Origin of the sequence: Pedococcus sp. 2YAF34 (assembly GCF_052114585.1) — a bacterium.
In the GTDB taxonomy this organism is placed as follows: domain Bacteria; phylum Actinomycetota; class Actinomycetes; order Actinomycetales; family Dermatophilaceae; genus Pedococcus.
This window is the reverse complement of record NZ_JBFRFA010000002.1, coordinates 122,360-138,246: the sequence shown is the minus strand read 5'-3', so window position 1 is coordinate 138,246 and position 15,887 is coordinate 122,360. Positions and strand designations below refer to the sequence as shown.

The window sequence follows — 15,887 nt, the reverse complement described above, 5'->3', positions numbered from 1 at the left end:
ACCGCATACAGTCGAGCCCATGGCCGACCACGCTCAGCGGACGACGTACGTGCTCGTCGACGGCGAGAACATCGACGCGACGCTGGGCACCTCGATCCTGTCGCGGCGCCCACAGCCCGACGAGCGGCCGCGCTGGGACCGGCTGCTCAACTTCGCCGCCGAGGAGTGGGACCAGCCGGCCAAGGGCCTGTTCTTCCTCGCGGCCAACGGCGACCTGCCGATGGGGTTCATCCAGGCGCTGCTGGCGATGGAGTACCGGCCGGTCCCGCTGTCGGGCCGACCGCACGAGAAGGTCGTCGACATCGCGATCCAGCGCACCATCGAGGCGCTCAAGGCCCGCGACGCCGACGTCATGCTGGTCAGCCACGACAGCGACTTCGTCCCCCAGCTCGGCGACGTGTGCGACGGCCGCCGGATCGGCCTCATCGGGTTCCTGGAGTTCCGCAGCAAGGCGTTCGTCGAGCTCGAGAGCCGCGGCCTGGAGTTCTTCGACCTCGAGTACGACGTCGACGCGTTCACCGCGCGGCTGCCGCGGGTGCGCATCATCCCGATCGACGAGTTCGACCCCTTCGACTTCCTGTAGGCCTCGCCCGGCGGGCAGCCCGCAGGCTTCAGGAGCGGGTGGGGAACACCCCGGTCGTGATCCAGCTGCAGGCCCGGTGGACGGCGTCCCACGGGTCGCTGCCCAGCGTCGTGGTGAACCGCTCGACGCGCGACTGCGGGTCGTAGAGGTCGGCCGTCCACTCCCCGCCCTTGGCGCCCACGGTCAGGGTGGCGCGGCGCAGGAGGGTGCACGAGGTGATCTCGACCGTCATGGCGCCGCCCGCGCCGAGGTCGCGGCGGATGCCGAACGCGTGGCCGTCGATGATGTCGGTGCACCGTGCCGCCTCGGTGGCCCGTGCCCGTGCGCGGTCGTACTGCGCCTGGGTCACGTTGCCGAACGACAGCGCCAGCGCCGAGCGGGCGGCCGACAGTCCCGAGACGGTGCGTGCCCGGCCGGCGTCCTCGCGGGCGGCCTCGCAGGCCATCCAGGTCCGGGTCACGTCGGCGGCGAGCTGCTCGCGCATCCCCGGGGCCGCGTGCGCGACGTACCAGGCGTTGTCGTAGATGCGTTCGATGACGGTCATGTGCTGACCTCTCTCCACCCTCGGGTGCGGCCCCCACCTACGGGGCCGGCTGCTGCTCGGTACTGGTGTCGGGAGGCCCCTGCCGGCGTGTCCTACGCGGCGTCTGGCGGGGGCTCCCCGACACCTCCAATGGTCGGGAGCAGCGGCCGCCGGCACATCGGGCACCGGAGGGCAGGCGTTCTCCACCACGCGGTGGAGCGGTGCGGCGCGGACGCCTCCGTTTGGTCCCGGTTGGGGTCGCGAGACGGCCGCTGAACAGGCCCCTCGTCGCGGTCGACAGGCCCTCACCGAGTCGACGTCGCGCACCTCTGGCGCGTCGGGGGAGGCGAGGCGCATAGTGGACGGACCGGCGGGGTGGGCCCGCGGGGTACGTCGCCGATGGAGGCGCCATGAGGTTCGGTCAGCAGGTGGTCCCACTTCCCGATGTCGTCCCGGTGCTGTCCGCCGGAAAGCACCGAAACCCGCGCAAGGGCGCCTGCTTCATGGAGATGGCGTCGTTCCTGGCCGGTGAGCGGTGGAGCGACCACCCGGCCTGCACGCACCCGCTGCTGGCCACCATGGCCCGGCTGGTCAACGACTCGCTCACCGACCTCGACCGGCCTCGCATCGTCGGGTTGATCCCCGACGTCGTCGGGCTCACCGGCGACGACCTCGAGCTCGACGTCGCCATCGCCGTGCACGCCGCCGCGGCCGCGCTCCCCGTCGCCCCCGTGGCCCGCCAGAACGTCATGGCCGTCGGCCTGCTCACCTGCCGCCACCTGGCTGCCGACCTGCCGGGTCCGCGCGACGACCTGCTGCGGATCTGCGACGAGGCGTTCGCGCAGGCGCCCGAGGCCCACGCGTGGGCGCTGCGCTACGCCCGCGACACCCGCGTCAGCGAGCGGGTGTTCCGTCGCCAGACGGCTCCCCACGTGGTCGCCTACGCCGTGGAGGGTGTTGCGGTCGCGTGCGTCCCCGACGCGGTGGACCGGCTCGTGGCCCTGCTCGCCACGACGATCCGCGACACCCGGGCCCGCGTGGACCGCCTGGCCGGTGCCGCCGACCAGGTCGTCGAGCAGGCTGCCGCGAGGCCGTCGGTGGTGCCGCCCCGTCAGCTCGTCGGGCGGCGCAGCAGCCTCGGGAGGTAGGCCGCGCCCGGCGCGTCCTCGGAGTCCGCTGCCTTGTCCGCGGGGTTGGAGATGGCGCACTGCTTGAGGGACAGGCAGCCACAGCCGATGCAGGAGTCGAGCTTGTCGCGCAGGGCCTCGAGCGCGGCCACCTGCTCGTCGAGCCGGGCCCGCCAGTCCACCGAGATCCGGTGCCAGTCCGACTTGGTCGGCGTGCGCCCCGAGGGCAGTCGTGCGAGCTCGGCGCGGACCTCCTCCAACGCGAGGCCGACGTTGCTCGCGGCGCGGATGAAGGCGAGCCGGCGCAGGACGCTGCGCGCATACCGGCGCTGGCCCCCGGCGGTGCGCGTCGCCTCGATGAGTCCCTGGGCCTCGTAGTAGCGCAGCGCCGACGGCGCGAAGCCGCTGCGGTGCGCCACCTCCGAGACCGTCAGCACGTCGTCCGGCTCCACGGTGGTCGCCCCTTCCGTCGGCTAGAACCTCAAGTTCGCTCGAGGTCTGAGTGTGCGCTGCCCCCGCCTCGGGAGCAAGGCCGACCTCGGGGAGGCAGGGTCGCGGAATACGCGGGCGCTGTCAGGGAGTTGGCGCTTGACGTGACCCACGACACCGCCACGACCACCAGCAGGAGCGCGGTCGGCCTGCGCAGCGAACGCGGACCCGTGCTGCTCGCGGTGATGCTCTGCACCGCCCTCGTGGCGATCGACGCGACGATCCTCGCGGCCGCCGTGCCGGCGGTCGTCAGCGACCTCGGCGGCTTCTCGCAGTTCCCGTGGCTGTTCTCGATCTACCTGCTGGCCCAGGCGGTGTCGGTGCCGATCTACGGCAAGCTCGCCGACAGCCTCGGCCGCAAGCCGGTGATGCTCGTGGGCATCGCGCTGTTCCTGCTCGGCTCCATCCTCTGCGGCGCGGCGTGGACCATGCCGCTGCTCATCGCCTCCCGGGTCGTCCAGGGCCTGGGCGCCGGCGCGGTGATGCCCATGTCGATCACGATCATCGGCGACATCTACTCCGTCGAGGAGCGCGCCCGGGTCCAGGGCTTCATCGCCAGCGTGTGGGGCATCGCCTCGATCGTCGGGCCGACGCTGGGTGGCGTCTTCTCGGAGTACGTGTCGTGGCGCTGGATCTTCTTCGTCAACCTCCCCATCGGCGCGATCGCGACCGTGATGCTGTTGCGCGGGTTCCACGAGAGCATCGAGCGCAAGCGCCACCGCATCGACTACGCGGGGGCGGCCCTGCTCGCCGGCGGTGTATCGCTGCTCATCCTCGCGCTGCTCGAGGGGGGCCGGTCGTGGGAGTGGCTGTCCCCCACCGGCATCGGCATCGTCGTGGCCAGCGTGGTGCTGCTCGTGGCCTTCCTGTTCGTGGAGAGGCGGGCGCCCGAGCCGATCCTGCCGCTGTGGGTGTTCACCCGGCGGGTGCTCGTCGGCGCCAACGCCGCGTCCCTGGTCATCGGCGCCGTGCTGATCGGCCTCACCTCCTACGTCCCCACCTTCGCCCAGGGGGTCCTCGGCTTCGGTGCGCTGCTGTCCGGCCTGGCCCTCGGCGCCATGACCATCGGCTGGCCCCTGGCCGCCGCGTCGGCCGGGCGGATCTACATGCGCTTCGGGTTCCGCAACACCTCGTTCCTCGGGGTCGCGTTCGTCGTCCTCGGCAGCGCCCTGCTGCTGCTCGTCGACGCCCGCACCAGCCTGTGGACCATCGCCGCCTTCACGTTCCTCGTCGGGGTGGGCCTGGGGTATGCGTCGGTGCCGACGCTCGTGGCCGTCCAGTCCTCCGTCGACTGGGACCGCCGTGGCGTGGTGACGGCGACCAACCTCTTCGCCCGGTCGGTCGGCAGCGCCATCGGCGTCGCGGTCTTCGGGGCGATCGCCAACGCGACCCTGTCGCGCGACTTCGCCAGGCCCCCGGCAGGCGCGACCGGGCCCCTGCCCAAGACCGCGGACGACGCCGCTGTCGTGCTCGGTGGCGGCACCGGCGTGAGCGCCACCGTGCGTGACTTCGTCCGCGAGGCGCTGACCGGCGCCACGCACCAGGTCTTCCTCGGCGTGGTCGTCCTCGCGGTCGCGATGGTGCTGGCGGTGCTCGTGATGCCGCGGCGCACGGAGCCCCTGCGCTTCGACTGACGCCGACCTACCATCGAAGGCATGACTCCTGCCGAGCTCCTGGCCGACGCCTTCACCCGCATCCGCGAGGGGGTCGAGCGCGTCGTCGACGGCCTTGACGCCGACCAGCTCGCCCAGCGGCCGGCCGACGACGCCAACACGGTCGGCTGGCTCGTGTGGCACCTGTCGCGCGTGCAGGACGACCACGTCGCCGACGCCGCCGGGCTGGAGCAGGTGTGGACCTCCGGAGGCTGGCACGAGCGCCTCGGCCTGCCGTTCGAGGCCGCCGAGACGGGGTACGGCCACTCCGCCGAGCAGGTCGCCCAGGTCCGTGGCGTCGACGCCGACCAGCTCCTGGGCTACCTCGACGCGGTCCACCAGCAGACGCTCGCCTACGTCGAGAGGCTGTCCCCCGAGGACCTCGACCGCGTCGTCGACCGCCACTGGGACCCGCCGGTGACCCTCGGCGTCCGGCTGGTCAGTGTCGTCAACGACGACACCCAGCACCTCGGACAGGCGGCGTACGCGCGGGGCCTGCTGGGCTGACCCCGGAACTGACCCCCTCGGCCGACGGGGCGTGTCAGCGGTAGCGGCGGGCCAGCTCGACGGCGCGGTGGGCGTAGTCGCCGCCGAACAGCACCGCGTGCACCATGAGCGGGTGCAGCTGGTGCAGGGCCACCCGGCGCGGCCACTCGGCGTCGAGCCGGTGCTGCGACAGGTAGCCGCCGATGACGAAGTCCCAGTGGGGGCACCCGAACAGCGCCAGCATCGCCAGGTCGGTCTCCCGGTGGCCGCCGTGCGCGGCCGGGTCGATGAGGACGCCTCCCTTGGCCGTCCACGCGATGTTGCCCGACCACAGGTCGCCGTGGATGCGGGCCGCAGGCGCCCCGTCGTCGAACTCGCCCCTCGTCAGCCGCCGGGCCACCGCCTCGAACACCGCGACGTCGTGCCGGTGCCACAGCCCCTGGTCGTGGGCGAGCGCCAGCATGGCGAGGACCCGCTGCTCGGCGAAGAACTCGCCCCACGACTGCGTCGGTCGCAGCTGCAGCGGCAGCAGTGACGTCGCCGGCCCGAGGTAGCCGTCGCCCTCCCACCCGTCCGGCGCGCTCCCGTACGCCGCCGCGCCGGCGTCGTGGGTCCGCGCCAGCCCCGCGCCGAACGCCTCGGCCATCTGCGGGTCGGGGTTGACGAACGACAGACGCCGCAGGTCGAGGTGGTCCTCCGCGACGTCCACCACCTCGACGACCGGTGCTCCGCCCGGCGCGGACGCCAGCCACCCGAGCCCGCTGGCCTCCCAGCGGAAGTAGCCGTCGGGCGCGGAGGTGCTGCCCTTGCGGAACACCTCGTCGCCGGCCACGCGCCCATCCTCGCCGACGGGCGCGCGGATGGGGGCGCGCGCGATACGGGATCTTTGCCAACCCCGGTCCGTGCCCATACGCAGCGTTCGCCCGGCGTATGCCGTGGTGCTGCCATGTTTCGTCCATGCCACAGCAGCTCACCCTCCGCGTGCGGCCACGGCTCGCCCTCGTCGCCGTCCTCCTGCTCCTCGCCTTCGTCGGAGCCACGGCCCGCACCGCCACCGCGGCGACCCCGCTGACGGTCTCCCAGGCCATCGCCACGCAGAACAACAGCGTGCAGACGGTGCGCGGCTACATCGTCGGGGAGCCGGTGGCGACGACCACCGTGAACCGCAGCGGCTTCACCGACGACCTGGCGATCGCGCTCGCGGACAGCGCGGGCGAGACGAGCACGTCGAAGATGGTCTACGTCCAGCTGACGTCGTCGTGGCGCTCGACGTGGGGCCTGCGGACCCACCCCGCCAACATGGGCAAGCAGGTCGACGTCACCGGCACGCTGACCGCCTACTTCGCGCACGCGGGGCTCAAGTCGCCGACCGCGATCGCCGCAGTCGGCGCGACGCCGCCCCCGACGACGACCACGACCAGCCCCACGTCGACGACGACCTCGCCGACCACGTTCCCGACGACGTCGCCAAGCCCCACCGGGACCACGGGGCCGTACGACAGCACCTACTACGCCAACGCCATCGGCAAGAGCGGCAGCGCACTGCGGACGTCGTTGCACTCGATCATCAGGAGCCAGACGGTGCTGACGTACGACCAGGTGTGGACGGCGCTCAAGGACACCGACCAGGACCCGAACAACGCCAACAACGTCATCGAGATCTACTCAGGTCGCTCGATCGCCAAGTCCGACAACGGCGGTGTTGTCGACCAGTGGAACCGCGAGCACGTGTGGGCCAAGAGCCACGGCGACTTCGGGACGGCGAACGGCCCCGGCACGGACGTGCACCACCTGCGGCCCGAGGACGTCACGGTCAACAGCACCCGCGGCAACCTCGACTTCGACAACGGCGGCTCAGCGGTCAGCCAGTGCGGCGACTGCTTCAGCGACAGCGACTCGTTCGAGCCGCGTGACGCGGTCAAGGGCGACGTCGCCCGGATGATCTTCTACATGGCGGTCCGCTACGAGGGCGACGACGGCTGGCCCAACCTCGAGCCCAACAACAGCGTCGCCAACGGCACCGCCCCCTACATCGGCAAGCTGTCGGTGCTCAAGGCGTGGAGCGCCGGGGACCCGCCGGACGCGTTCGAGAAGCGGAGGAACCAGGTCATCTACGACACCTGGCAGCACAACCGCAACCCGTTCGTCGACCACCCCGAGTGGGTTGGGTCGATCTGGCCCTGAACGGGGGTCTACCTGCGGGTACGGTGAGGGTCGAGCAGCTCGATTCCCGCGGAGGAGTACCCATGGTCGACCAGGCCACCAACACCGTCGTGCCCGACGACGACGACGTCGCAGCCGCTGCGGAGCTGCACGAGACCGCGGGGTCGCGCAGCCTCGACGCGGCCGCGCGGCTCATGGACCAGCTGTCGGGCAACCTCGACGGCGTCGAGGACCTCACGCCCTACCTCGAGCGGCTCGTGCAGGCCGTCAACGCCAACATCGACGGCTGCGACTCCGTCGGCGTCACCGTGGTCATGGAGGACCGGCCGCGGACCGCGGCGTACACCACCGCCGCGACGCTCGAGATCGACGCGGTGCAGTACGCCGTGGGCGACGGGCCGTGCCTCGACGCGTTCCGCAACGGCCGGGAGAACCTCGTGGACTTCACCGGTGGCGAGGAGCGCTGGCCGGCGTTCATCCAGGGCTGCGACCCCGGTGAGGTCCAGACGCTGCTCGCCCTGCCGCTGATCTCGGCCGACCGCCGGTACGGCGCGCTCAACCTCTACGGCAACGCCCGGCACGCCTTCGACCACACCGAGCGGCGGCTCGCGCGGATGGCGGCCTCACGCGCCGCGGACGCGCTCGCGGCGGCCGTCACCCTCGCCGGCGCCCGCGCCGTGGCCGGGCAGATGGAGCAGGCGATGGCCAGCCGTGCCGTCATCGAGCAGGCCAAGGGCATCCTCATGGCGCGCCACTCGATCGACGAGATGGTGGCGTTCGAGCTCCTCCGCCGGCAGTCGCAGGAGCAGAACCTCAAGCTGCGCGTGCTCGCCAGCCAGCTGGTCTCCGAGGTCCGCTCTACCCGATCTGAGGCGATGTGAGCTAGTCTGTGGGGCACCTGAAGCAACCGGGTTTGGCCGATCGGCCATCCGGTTGCTTTTTTAGTGCCCTGGAGGGTGCAGATGAGAGGTCCACACCGCTCCTGCAAGTACGGAGCAGAACGCCACCACGTCCCGCACACCTCACCGTCGCCCTGGTGCGACATCCACAGCCGCTCTCGCCGCGTCGAGCTCGGGCTCAGCCGCCCGCAGGAGCGGGCCCGTGACGGCTTCCCCGCCGTCCCCGGTGCCGGCGGCGTCGACGCCAGCACCCTGCTCGTCTACATCATGGACGTCTACGACCCCTGGTCCTACGCCTACCTGCCGTCGGTGAGCGCCGTGCTCAGCGCCGCATGCAGCCTCGTCGACGTCGAGATCGTCCACGCGGGTCACCTGGCGGCGGACGGCCTCGGCTCGTTCGCGGCCGATGTCGACGCCGTCCGCGGGTCCACGGACGCCCGCTTCGGCACAGACTTCCTGTCCGCGGTGCGGTCCGGTTCGCTCGTGGTCGACGCCGAAGCTGCTGCCGCCGGGGTCATCGCCCTGCTCGCGGCCGAGCAGATGCCGGTGTCGACCGTCCTCGGCGCGGTGCAGCACGAGTTCTTCGTCTGCGGCCAGCCGCTCGAGGCGCCCGGCGTCCTGGGCCGGGTCGCGACCAACCTCGGGCTCGACGCCCAGGCCATCGAGCTGTTCGCCGCCTCGGCCCGCGCGCACGAGCTGGCGGTCGAGGACTTCGCCGTCGCCCGAGACCTCAACATCGGTGGCCGCCCGTTGCTGCTGGCCAGCCGGGGTGACCGGCTGTTCGAGTTCGACGGCCTCGGCGCCTCGAGCCAGCGGCTCGTCGACCAGTTCCGGACGGTGCTCGCCCGCCCCTGACGTCGTGAGGTCGGTGTCACGCGGCTCGGGCAGGGTGCCGAACCCGGTGAGGCCGTAGGGTCGTCGCATGGCCCGCCCCCACGCCGCTGCAATCGTCGAGGACGCCTGGCACCGCCGGCTCGACGCCGTGCTCCGCGGCCGTGGCTGGGGCACCCGGGTCGTGGCCCACACGGGGTACGGGTCGGAGGAGTTCGCCCGCGTCATGGGGCGCGTGCTGCTCACGCGCCGCCCAGACGTGGAGGCGTCCGCCGACGCCGGGGCGCCCACCGTGCAGCTGCGGTGCGCCGAGGACGAGCGCCGCGGGTGGCGTGCGTTCATCACCGCCCCGGCCATGGACGTGCCGGTCACGGTGAGCATCGGCGGCAAGACCATCCACACCCGCAGCGACCGCAGCGGCTACATCGACGTGCGGGTCAAGGGACACGGCCTCGAGCCCGGCTGGCACGAGGCGCGGCTGTCCGCGCTCGGCGCCGAGGAGGTCACCGCGGCGGTGGTCGTGGTCTCCTCGACACAGACGGTCGGCCTCATCTCCGACATCGACGACACCGTCATCTCGACCTCCCTGCCCCGGCCGATGATCGCCGCGTGGAACACGTTCGTGAAGAACGAGAACGCCCGCCACGTCGTCCCCGGCATGGCGACGATGTACCGCGCGCTGCTCGAGGAGCACCCCGGCGCCCCGATGGTCTACCTCTCGACCGGGGCCTGGAACACCGCGCCGACGCTGACCCGGTTCCTGCGCCGGCACGGCTACCCCGCGGGCCCGTTGCTGCTGACCGACTGGGGACCGACCAACACCGGGTGGTTCCGCTCGGGGCAGGACCACAAGCGGTCGTGCCTGCACCGGCTGGCCAACGAGTTCCCGTCGATCCGGTGGGTGCTCATCGGCGACGACGGGCAGCACGACCCCCGGATCTACGGCGAGTTCGCCGAGCAGCGCCCCGACCGGGTGGCCGCCGTCGCGATCCGCGAGCTAACCCCCAGCGAGCAGGTGCTCTCGCACGGCATCCCGGTCTCGCTGGAGGAGTTCGAGCCGATGCGTGAGCGCCACGAGGTCCCGGTGCTGCGGGCCGGTGACGGTTACGGGCTGCTGCCGCAGGTGGAGCACGTCCTGGGGGTCCTGGGCGAGTCGCCCTCCCAGGGCTAGCGCGCCGTCAGGTCGAGGTGCGGCTGTGCGGCGCAGGCGGGTTCGCGGCGCTCACGGCCCACGGCCAGGCCCACCGCGGTGACGACCGCGCCCAGCGCGACCAGGGCGGCCGAGACCAGCATCGCGGCACGGTACGCGGGGGCGAGCAGGGCCGGGTCGGCGTACGCCGCTCCCCCGAGGCCCACCAGCGGCGGGAGCGCCGCGATCGCGACGAGGCCGGCCGTGCGGGACACGGCGTTGTTGACGCCGCTCGCGGTGCCGGCGAGCTCGTCCGGGGCCGCGGCGAGGACGGTCCCGGTCAGCGGCGCCACGGTCATCGACAGCCCCAGGCCGACGAGCGTCATGCCGGGCAGGACGTGCATCGCGTAGGACGGGTGGCGCGGTGCGAACGCGAGCAGGGCGAACCCCGTGGCCGCCACGAGGGTGCCGCCGACCATGTAGCGGCGCGGCCCGTGCCGGGTGGCGAGGCCGCCGAACCGGCTGGCCAGGAGCAGCATCACCGCGCTCAGCGGCAGGGTCGCGGCGCCGGCAGCCAGTGCCGACCAGCCACCCGAGACCTGGAGGAAGAGGACGACGAACAGCAGCGCCGCGGACAGCCCCGCGTAGACCAGGAGGGTGACGATGTTGACGGCAGTGAACACGCGGTTGGCGAAGAGCCGCGGAGGCACGAGGGGGTGGGCCGTATGGCGCTCGCGTCGGACGAAGGCGGCGATCGCCGCGAGCCCCACGACGCCGGCGCCGATCGAGACGATCCCGGGGTGCTCGGGGGCGACGGTCAGGGCGTAGGTGAGGCCGCCGAGACCGGCAGCGGCAAGGACCACCCCGAGGGCGTCGAAGGAGTGGTCGGCACCGGCGTTGCGCGACTCCGGCACCGCCCTCGTGGCCAGCACGATGACGGCAGCGCACAGCGGGACGTTGAGCCAGAAGGCCCAGCGCCAGTCCAGGTCGACGAGCCACCCGCCGACGACGGGCCCTGAGGCCGAGGCGACGCCGAGCAGCCCAGTCCACGCGCCGATGGCCGCCATCCGGTCGTCGGGGTGGAACGACGCCTGCAGGATGGCGAGGCTGCCGGGCACCAGGAGTGCAGCTCCCACGCCCTGCACGGCACGGGCCGCGACCAGCAGCTCGATCGAGGGCGAGAGGGCGCATGCGATCGAGGCGAGGCCGAAGGCGGCGACGCCGACGGCATACACGCGCCGCCGGCCGAACCGGTCGCCGAGCGAGCCGCCGAGCAGGATGAGCGCCGCGAGGGTCAGGGCGTAGGCGTTGACCACCCACTGCAGGCCGGAGAGCTCCGCGCCCAGCTCACGGCCGATGGTCGGCAGGGCGACGTTGACGACGGTGCCGTCGAGCAGGGCGATGCCGCTGCCGAGGATGGTGGTGGTGAGGACGAGGCGCGCGCGGTGGGTGCCCATCCGCAGCGGCTCGGTGCTCGCGATCACCGGGACATCGTCGCACCGTGTGGGTCACAATGGGCCGGTGCCGGAGCTGCCCGAGGTCCAGGCGCTCGTCGACTTCCTCGCCGAGCGGGTCGTCGGGCTGGCGGTGACCGGGGTCGAGCTGGGGTCGTTCTCGGTGCTCAAGACGTTCGACCCGCCGCCGCAGTCGCTGACCGGGGTGCCGGTCGACGCGGTGTCGCGGCACGGCAAGTTCGTCGACCTCGACTGCGACGGGGTGCACCTGATCTTCCACCTCGCCCGGGCGGGATGGCTGCGGTGGTCGGACGCCCTGCCCGATACCGTGCTGCGGCCGGGCAAGTCGCCGATCGCCCTGCGCGCGCGGTTCTCCGACGGTTCCGGGTTCGACCTCACCGAGGCGGGCACGAAGAAGCGGCTCGCTGCCTACCTGGTGCGCGACCCCGACGCCGTGCCGGGCATCGCGTCGCTCGGGCCGGACCCCCTGTCGCCCGACTTCACCCGCGAGGCGTTCGGCGAGCTGCTCCACGGGCGGCGGTCGCAGATCAAGGGGCTGATCCGCGACCAGGGCTTCATCGCGGGCATCGGCAACGCCTACTCCGACGAGATCCTCCACGTCGCGAAGATGTCGCCGTTCGCGCTCGCCTCCAGCCTGTCCCCCGAGGACGTCGACCGGCTGTACGCGGCGATGCAGGACACGCTCTCGGCGGCGGTCGCCGCCGCGTCGGGCAAGCCGGCCAAGGAGCTCAAGGACGCCAAGCGTGCGGGGATGCGGGTGCACGGTAGGACCGGGGAGACGTGCCCGGTGTGCGGTGACGTCGTGCGCGAGGTGTCGTTCGCCGACTCGTCGCTGCAGTACTGCGCGACCTGCCAGACGGGCGGCAAGCCGCTGGCCGACCGCCGGATGTCCCGCCTGCTGAAGTAGGCGGCGCCTCCCTCCGGACTGGCTACGGCCGGGTACTCCTTGCGGTTGGTCTGTGCCGAATTGCGGGTCCGGCTCGTGACCGCCCTGATGGATGGTGCCGTCAGGCTCGTGCCACCGCTGGGACCTACTGCTGACCCACCGGCGAGCGTCACACGGCTCGGGTCAACCCCTCTTCAGCGCCTCGGCGAGCATCACGAGGATGCCGCTCGGGCCGCGGAGGTAGGTGAGCTTGTAGACGTCCTCGTAGGTCGCGACGCCGCGCAGCGGGTGGCAGCCGTGCCGCGCGGCGACCTCGAGCGCCGCGTCGATGTCGTCGACCGAGAACGCGACGCGGTGCATGCCGATCTCGTGGGGGCGGGTGGGCTCCGTCTCGATGGCGTCGGGGTGGATGTACTCGAAGAGCTCAAGGCGACCGTGGCCGTCAGGGGTCTGGAGCATGGCGATCTTCGCGTGGTTGCCGTCCAGCCCGACGGCGGTGTCGGTCCAGTCGCCACTGACCGTGTCTCGGCCGATGACGGCCAGGCCGAGGTCGGTGAAGAACGCGATCGCCGCCTCGAGGTCGCGGACGGCGATCCCGACGTTCTCGAGCTTGATGGGCATGGGTGGCACGCTACCGAGGTTTCGCCGGGTTGGTCCGGCACGAGTTCGGCGGGTACGGCTCCAAGGAAGGGATGGAGAAGGCCTTCGCCGCGACCGGCGCCTTCAACGCCCAGCTCAAGGCCGACGGCTACGGACGGCCCGTACCTCGAAGCGAAGGAGTACATCGGCGGGTTCTGGTCGTCGACGCCCCCGACCCCGACGTGGCGCTCGAGCTCGCCGCCGAGGGCTCCAAGGCGTGACGGGGCAGGGTCGAGGTGCGTCCGTTCGAGGGCAACGCAGACTAGGACCGCTGCTGGCCAAGCAGTCGGGGCAACGAGGCAAGGGACCTCTGGTCGACCCATCGGGGGGAGTCCGCCTGGTACGCCTCGTATGCGGCCCCGAACTTCTCGAACAGCGCCGCCTCTTCCACGCGGATCTGGGTGCGGTCGATGAACGCGACGAAGCCGACCACCGGCAGCAGCGCGGCCCACGATCCCCGCCACGCGGCGTGCGCCAGCAACAGTCCGGTCAAGCCGACATATATGGGGTTGCGGGTGATGGCGTTGGCACCGCTGGTCACCAGCACCGCCGCCTGATCGGGTTGGAGCGGGTCGAGCGTGGTGCCGCTTCGGCGGAAGCGGCTCGCTGCGCTCGCGGCCAACGACGCGGACGCGAGCGTGACGGTTGCTGCCACCGCGGCGCGACCCCCGCCCGGCGGCCGCCCCCCGCCCGACAGGGCGCGCTGGGCCAAGGCTGCTCCCACGGCCGCTACTGGGGGAGGGATGTGGGGCATGGTGTCCACCCTGCGCCTGCCGGTGGGGTGCTGTCGATGGCCCCGGGACGAAATGCGCTGCCTCCGGTCCAGAACTTTTCGTGAAGTCGATGTCGAAGAACTGGTTCGCTGTTCGACGTACGGGCAAGAGAGCACTACCCCCGCTATCGGAAGGACCACGTGACATGCCGCGCTTCATGGGATTTGTCAGGATGGAAGAAGGCATCGGCGCGCCGCCGCAGGCGCTGATGGATGCGATGGACGGCTACATCGGTGAGCAGGCCGCCAAGGGCGTCTTCCTCGACGGTGGCGGCCTCTACGGCACCGAGGACGCGGTGAACTTCCTCGTCCGCAAGGGCGAGACCTCCCGCGTCGACGGCCCCTACGCCGAGTCCAAGGAGGTCGTCGGCGGGTGGGCGATCATGCAGTACGACACCGTCGAGGAGGCGGTCGCCGGCCAGCAGGAGTTCGCCGAGCTGCACGCGAAGTACTGGCCCGACTGCAGCATGGTCGCCACCCTGCGCCAGATCTCCGATGCTCCGCCCGAGGCAGCCGACGCCTGATCCGGCCGCGCCACGGGCTTGACGAGACCGGATGCCGCGACCCGTGCGGCGTCCGGTCTCGTAGTCTCGGGGACGTGCCAGTCGAGACGTCGACCACCGAGGCCATCACCACCGCGTGGCGGGCGGAGTCCGCGCGGCTCGTCGGCGCGCTGACGCGCATGACGCACCACGGCCAAGCGCCGGGGCGTCGACCACTTCCGCCGCGCCGAGAACCTGCGCCGCAAGACCGAGGAGCTCGGCCACGCGCACGGGGAGGAGGAGCAGGTGCCCGATCTCGACGCCCAGGTCGACCACATCGAGGACGACGTGCTGCGCCTCATCTTCCTGTCCTGCCACCCCTCCCTGACCCCGGAGTCGAGGGCCGCCCTGACCCTTCGACTTGTCGGGGGCCTCACCACCGGCGAGATCGCCAGGGGCTTCCTGGCCACCGAATCCGCCCGACGTGATGGCCGTGATCTACCTGATCTTCAACGAGGGGTATGCAGCCGCCGCCGGCGCGCGGTTGGACGAGACCGGCACGCCGGTGCTGCTGGAGGCCCAGGACCGGACCCGGTGGGACCAGGAGCTGATCCGCCGAGGGCTGCCGGCGCTGGCCGGTGCCCGGGTGCTCGCCGCGCGCGGGAAGCCGGTCGGGAAGTACTTCCTCCAGGCGTCGATCGCCGCGCAGCACGCCCGCGCGCGCGGTGACCTGCTCGAGCGGACCGGCCTTCACGCCGACGCCGCTGACGCCTTCGCCGAGGCGGCGACGCGTTCCCGGAACGAGGCGGAGCGCGCCGTGCTGCAGCGCCGAGCCGAGGAGAACCTGCCGCACGTGTCGAAATCTCGCTGACCCGTTCGACGACTGGTCAAAGACATCGTTCGAGGAGAGATCATGACCACCGTGACCGCCACCACCAGCACCCGCTTCGTCGCCTCCGCCGACGGCACGGCGATCGCCTACGACGTGACCGGCACGGGACCGGCCGTCGTCGTGGTCGAGGGTGCCCTGTGCCAGCGCTCGATGGGCACCGCCAAGTCCCTGATCCCGCTGCTGTCCGAGCACCACGCCGTCTTCGCCTACGACCGCCGCGGCCGCGGCGAGAGCGGTCCGGGGTCGTCGCCCTCCACCGTGCAGCGTGAGGTCGAGGACCTGGCCGCCGTCCTCGGGGCCGCCGGCCCGGACGCCTTCGTCGTCGGAGCCTCGTCCGGGGCGGTGCTGGTGCTCCAGGCCCTGAGGTCAGGCGTCTCGATGGGGAAGGTCGCGCTGTACGAGGCTCCGTTCATCGTCGACGACACCCACGCCCCCAACGACGCCGACCTCGGCGCACGGACGCAAGCGCTGGTCGACGAGGGCCGGCCGGGCGATGCGGTGCAGCTGTTCATGCGCACGGTCGGCCTGCCCGCGTTCGGCGTGATGATGATGCGCGTGATGCCGGTCTGGAAGAAGCTCTGCGCGGTCGCGCCCACGCTGCCCCACGACTACGCGCTCGTGCTGGAGCACCAGCAGGGCCAGCCGCTCCCGACTGGCTGGCTGGCCGGTATCACCGTCCCGGCGCTGGTGATCGTGGGCGGCAAGAGCCCGCAGTACATGAGGAACTCGCAGGCGGCTGTCGCTGCCGCACTCCCCAACGCAACGCTGCGGGAGCTGCCCGGGCAGACGCACATGGTCAAGGGCAAGGCCACGGTCCCCGTGCTCCGGGAGTTCTGGTCAGGGGTCCGCTGAGTCCTGC

The 15,887-nt window shown here is 72.1% G+C and carries 19 protein-coding genes; 13 read left to right on the top strand and 6 right to left on the bottom strand.

Going from position 1 to position 15,887, the window contains the following annotated elements; translation table 11 throughout:
* Positions 1-19: 19 nt before the first annotated feature.
* On the top strand, positions 20-583 hold the full coding sequence (locus AB4Z02_RS01950) for an NYN domain-containing protein (protein WP_441968905.1): 564 nt from the start codon (positions 20-22) through the stop codon (positions 581-583).
* Between the two features lie 28 nt (positions 584-611).
* On the opposite strand, the gene AB4Z02_RS01945 is transcribed toward AB4Z02_RS01950, so the two are convergent.
* Positions 612-1,127, bottom strand: a complete 516-nt coding sequence (locus AB4Z02_RS01945) for a hypothetical protein (RefSeq protein ID WP_056882829.1) — start codon at positions 1,125-1,127, stop codon at positions 612-614.
* Positions 1,128-1,516: 389 nt separating this feature from the next.
* Here AB4Z02_RS01945 and AB4Z02_RS01940 point away from each other — a divergent pair, with 389 nt between their 5' ends.
* Positions 1,517-2,254 carry a hypothetical protein gene (locus AB4Z02_RS01940; protein WP_441968903.1) on the top strand — a complete coding sequence of 246 codons (738 nt, stop codon included), beginning with the start codon at positions 1,517-1,519 and terminating at the stop codon, positions 2,252-2,254.
* On the opposite strand, the gene soxR is transcribed toward AB4Z02_RS01940, so the two are convergent.
* Positions 2,218-2,685 carry a redox-sensitive transcriptional activator SoxR gene (soxR, locus tag AB4Z02_RS01935; RefSeq protein WP_441968901.1) on the bottom strand — a complete coding sequence of 156 codons (468 nt, stop codon included), beginning with the start codon at positions 2,683-2,685 and terminating at the stop codon, positions 2,218-2,220. The two genes, AB4Z02_RS01940 and soxR, sit on opposite strands and share 37 nt — an antisense overlap.
* Before the next feature lie 141 nt (positions 2,686-2,826).
* Here soxR and AB4Z02_RS01930 point away from each other — a divergent pair, with 141 nt between their 5' ends.
* Both AB4Z02_RS01930 and AB4Z02_RS01925 read left to right on the top strand, forming a co-directional pair.
* Entirely contained in the window at positions 2,827-4,356 is a 1,530-nt protein-coding gene (locus AB4Z02_RS01930) for an MDR family MFS transporter (protein WP_441968899.1), read from the top strand.
* Positions 4,357-4,377: 21 nt separating this feature from the next.
* Entirely contained in the window at positions 4,378-4,881 is a 504-nt protein-coding gene (locus tag AB4Z02_RS01925) for a mycothiol transferase (RefSeq protein ID WP_441968897.1), read from the top strand.
* A gap of 34 nt (positions 4,882-4,915) precedes the next feature.
* On the opposite strand, the gene AB4Z02_RS01920 is transcribed toward AB4Z02_RS01925, so the two are convergent.
* Positions 4,916-5,692, bottom strand: a complete 777-nt coding sequence (locus AB4Z02_RS01920; RefSeq protein ID WP_441968895.1) for a fructosamine kinase family protein — start codon at positions 5,690-5,692, stop codon at positions 4,916-4,918.
* A 125-nt stretch (positions 5,693-5,817) separates the two neighbouring features.
* Here AB4Z02_RS01920 and AB4Z02_RS01915 point away from each other — a divergent pair, with 125 nt between their 5' ends.
* From AB4Z02_RS01915 to AB4Z02_RS01900, 4 genes are all read left to right on the top strand, one after another.
* On the top strand, positions 5,818-7,044 hold the full coding sequence (locus AB4Z02_RS01915) for an endonuclease (RefSeq protein ID WP_441968893.1): 1,227 nt from the start codon (positions 5,818-5,820) through the stop codon (positions 7,042-7,044).
* A gap of 62 nt (positions 7,045-7,106) precedes the next feature.
* Entirely contained in the window at positions 7,107-7,904 is a 798-nt protein-coding gene (locus AB4Z02_RS01910) for a GAF and ANTAR domain-containing protein (protein ID WP_441968891.1), read from the top strand.
* Positions 7,905-7,985: 81 nt separating this feature from the next.
* Positions 7,986-8,777, top strand: a complete 792-nt coding sequence (locus tag AB4Z02_RS01905) for a DsbA family protein (protein WP_441968889.1) — start codon at positions 7,986-7,988, stop codon at positions 8,775-8,777.
* Positions 8,778-8,844: 67 nt separating this feature from the next.
* On the top strand, positions 8,845-9,924 hold the full coding sequence (locus AB4Z02_RS01900; protein ID WP_056882836.1) for an App1 family protein: 1,080 nt from the start codon (positions 8,845-8,847) through the stop codon (positions 9,922-9,924).
* On the opposite strand, the gene AB4Z02_RS01895 is transcribed toward AB4Z02_RS01900, so the two are convergent.
* Complete coding sequence (locus tag AB4Z02_RS01895; RefSeq protein ID WP_441968886.1) at positions 9,921-11,366, bottom strand: MFS transporter; 1,446 nt, start codon at positions 11,364-11,366, stop codon at positions 9,921-9,923. The genes AB4Z02_RS01900 and AB4Z02_RS01895 overlap by 4 nt on opposite strands.
* A 37-nt stretch (positions 11,367-11,403) precedes the next feature.
* On the opposite strand from AB4Z02_RS01895, the gene AB4Z02_RS01890 reads away from it, so the two are divergent.
* Complete coding sequence (locus tag AB4Z02_RS01890) at positions 11,404-12,264, top strand: Fpg/Nei family DNA glycosylase (RefSeq protein WP_441968884.1); 861 nt, start codon at positions 11,404-11,406, stop codon at positions 12,262-12,264.
* A 162-nt stretch (positions 12,265-12,426) separates the two neighbouring features.
* Here AB4Z02_RS01890 and AB4Z02_RS01885 read toward each other — a convergent pair whose 3' ends face one another.
* Positions 12,427-12,864, bottom strand: a complete 438-nt coding sequence (locus AB4Z02_RS01885; RefSeq protein ID WP_441968882.1) for a VOC family protein — start codon at positions 12,862-12,864, stop codon at positions 12,427-12,429.
* A gap of 2 nt (positions 12,865-12,866) precedes the next feature.
* Here AB4Z02_RS01885 and AB4Z02_RS01880 point away from each other — a divergent pair, with 2 nt between their 5' ends.
* Positions 12,867-13,103, top strand: coding sequence for a hypothetical protein (locus AB4Z02_RS01880; protein ID WP_441968880.1), 237 nt, complete (start codon positions 12,867-12,869; stop codon positions 13,101-13,103).
* A 41-nt stretch (positions 13,104-13,144) separates the two neighbouring features.
* Here the strand turns inward: AB4Z02_RS01880 and AB4Z02_RS01875 are convergent, their stop codons facing one another.
* Positions 13,145-13,537 carry a methyltransferase family protein gene (locus AB4Z02_RS01875; protein WP_441968878.1) on the bottom strand — a complete coding sequence of 131 codons (393 nt, stop codon included), beginning with the start codon at positions 13,535-13,537 and terminating at the stop codon, positions 13,145-13,147.
* 290 nt (positions 13,538-13,827) lie between these two features.
* Between AB4Z02_RS01875 and AB4Z02_RS01870 the strand changes: the two genes are divergently transcribed.
* The 3 genes from AB4Z02_RS01870 (at position 13,828) to AB4Z02_RS01860 (ending at position 15,880) form a co-directional block, all read left to right on the top strand.
* Positions 13,828-14,178, top strand: a complete 351-nt coding sequence (locus AB4Z02_RS01870; RefSeq protein ID WP_441968876.1) for a YciI family protein — start codon at positions 13,828-13,830, stop codon at positions 14,176-14,178.
* Positions 14,179-14,629: 451 nt separating this feature from the next.
* Entirely contained in the window at positions 14,630-15,007 is a 378-nt protein-coding gene (locus tag AB4Z02_RS01865; protein ID WP_441968874.1) for a DUF6596 domain-containing protein, read from the top strand.
* A gap of 42 nt (positions 15,008-15,049) precedes the next feature.
* Positions 15,050-15,880, top strand: a complete 831-nt coding sequence (locus AB4Z02_RS01860; RefSeq protein WP_441968872.1) for an alpha/beta fold hydrolase — start codon at positions 15,050-15,052, stop codon at positions 15,878-15,880.
* Positions 15,881-15,887 lie beyond the last annotated feature (7 nt).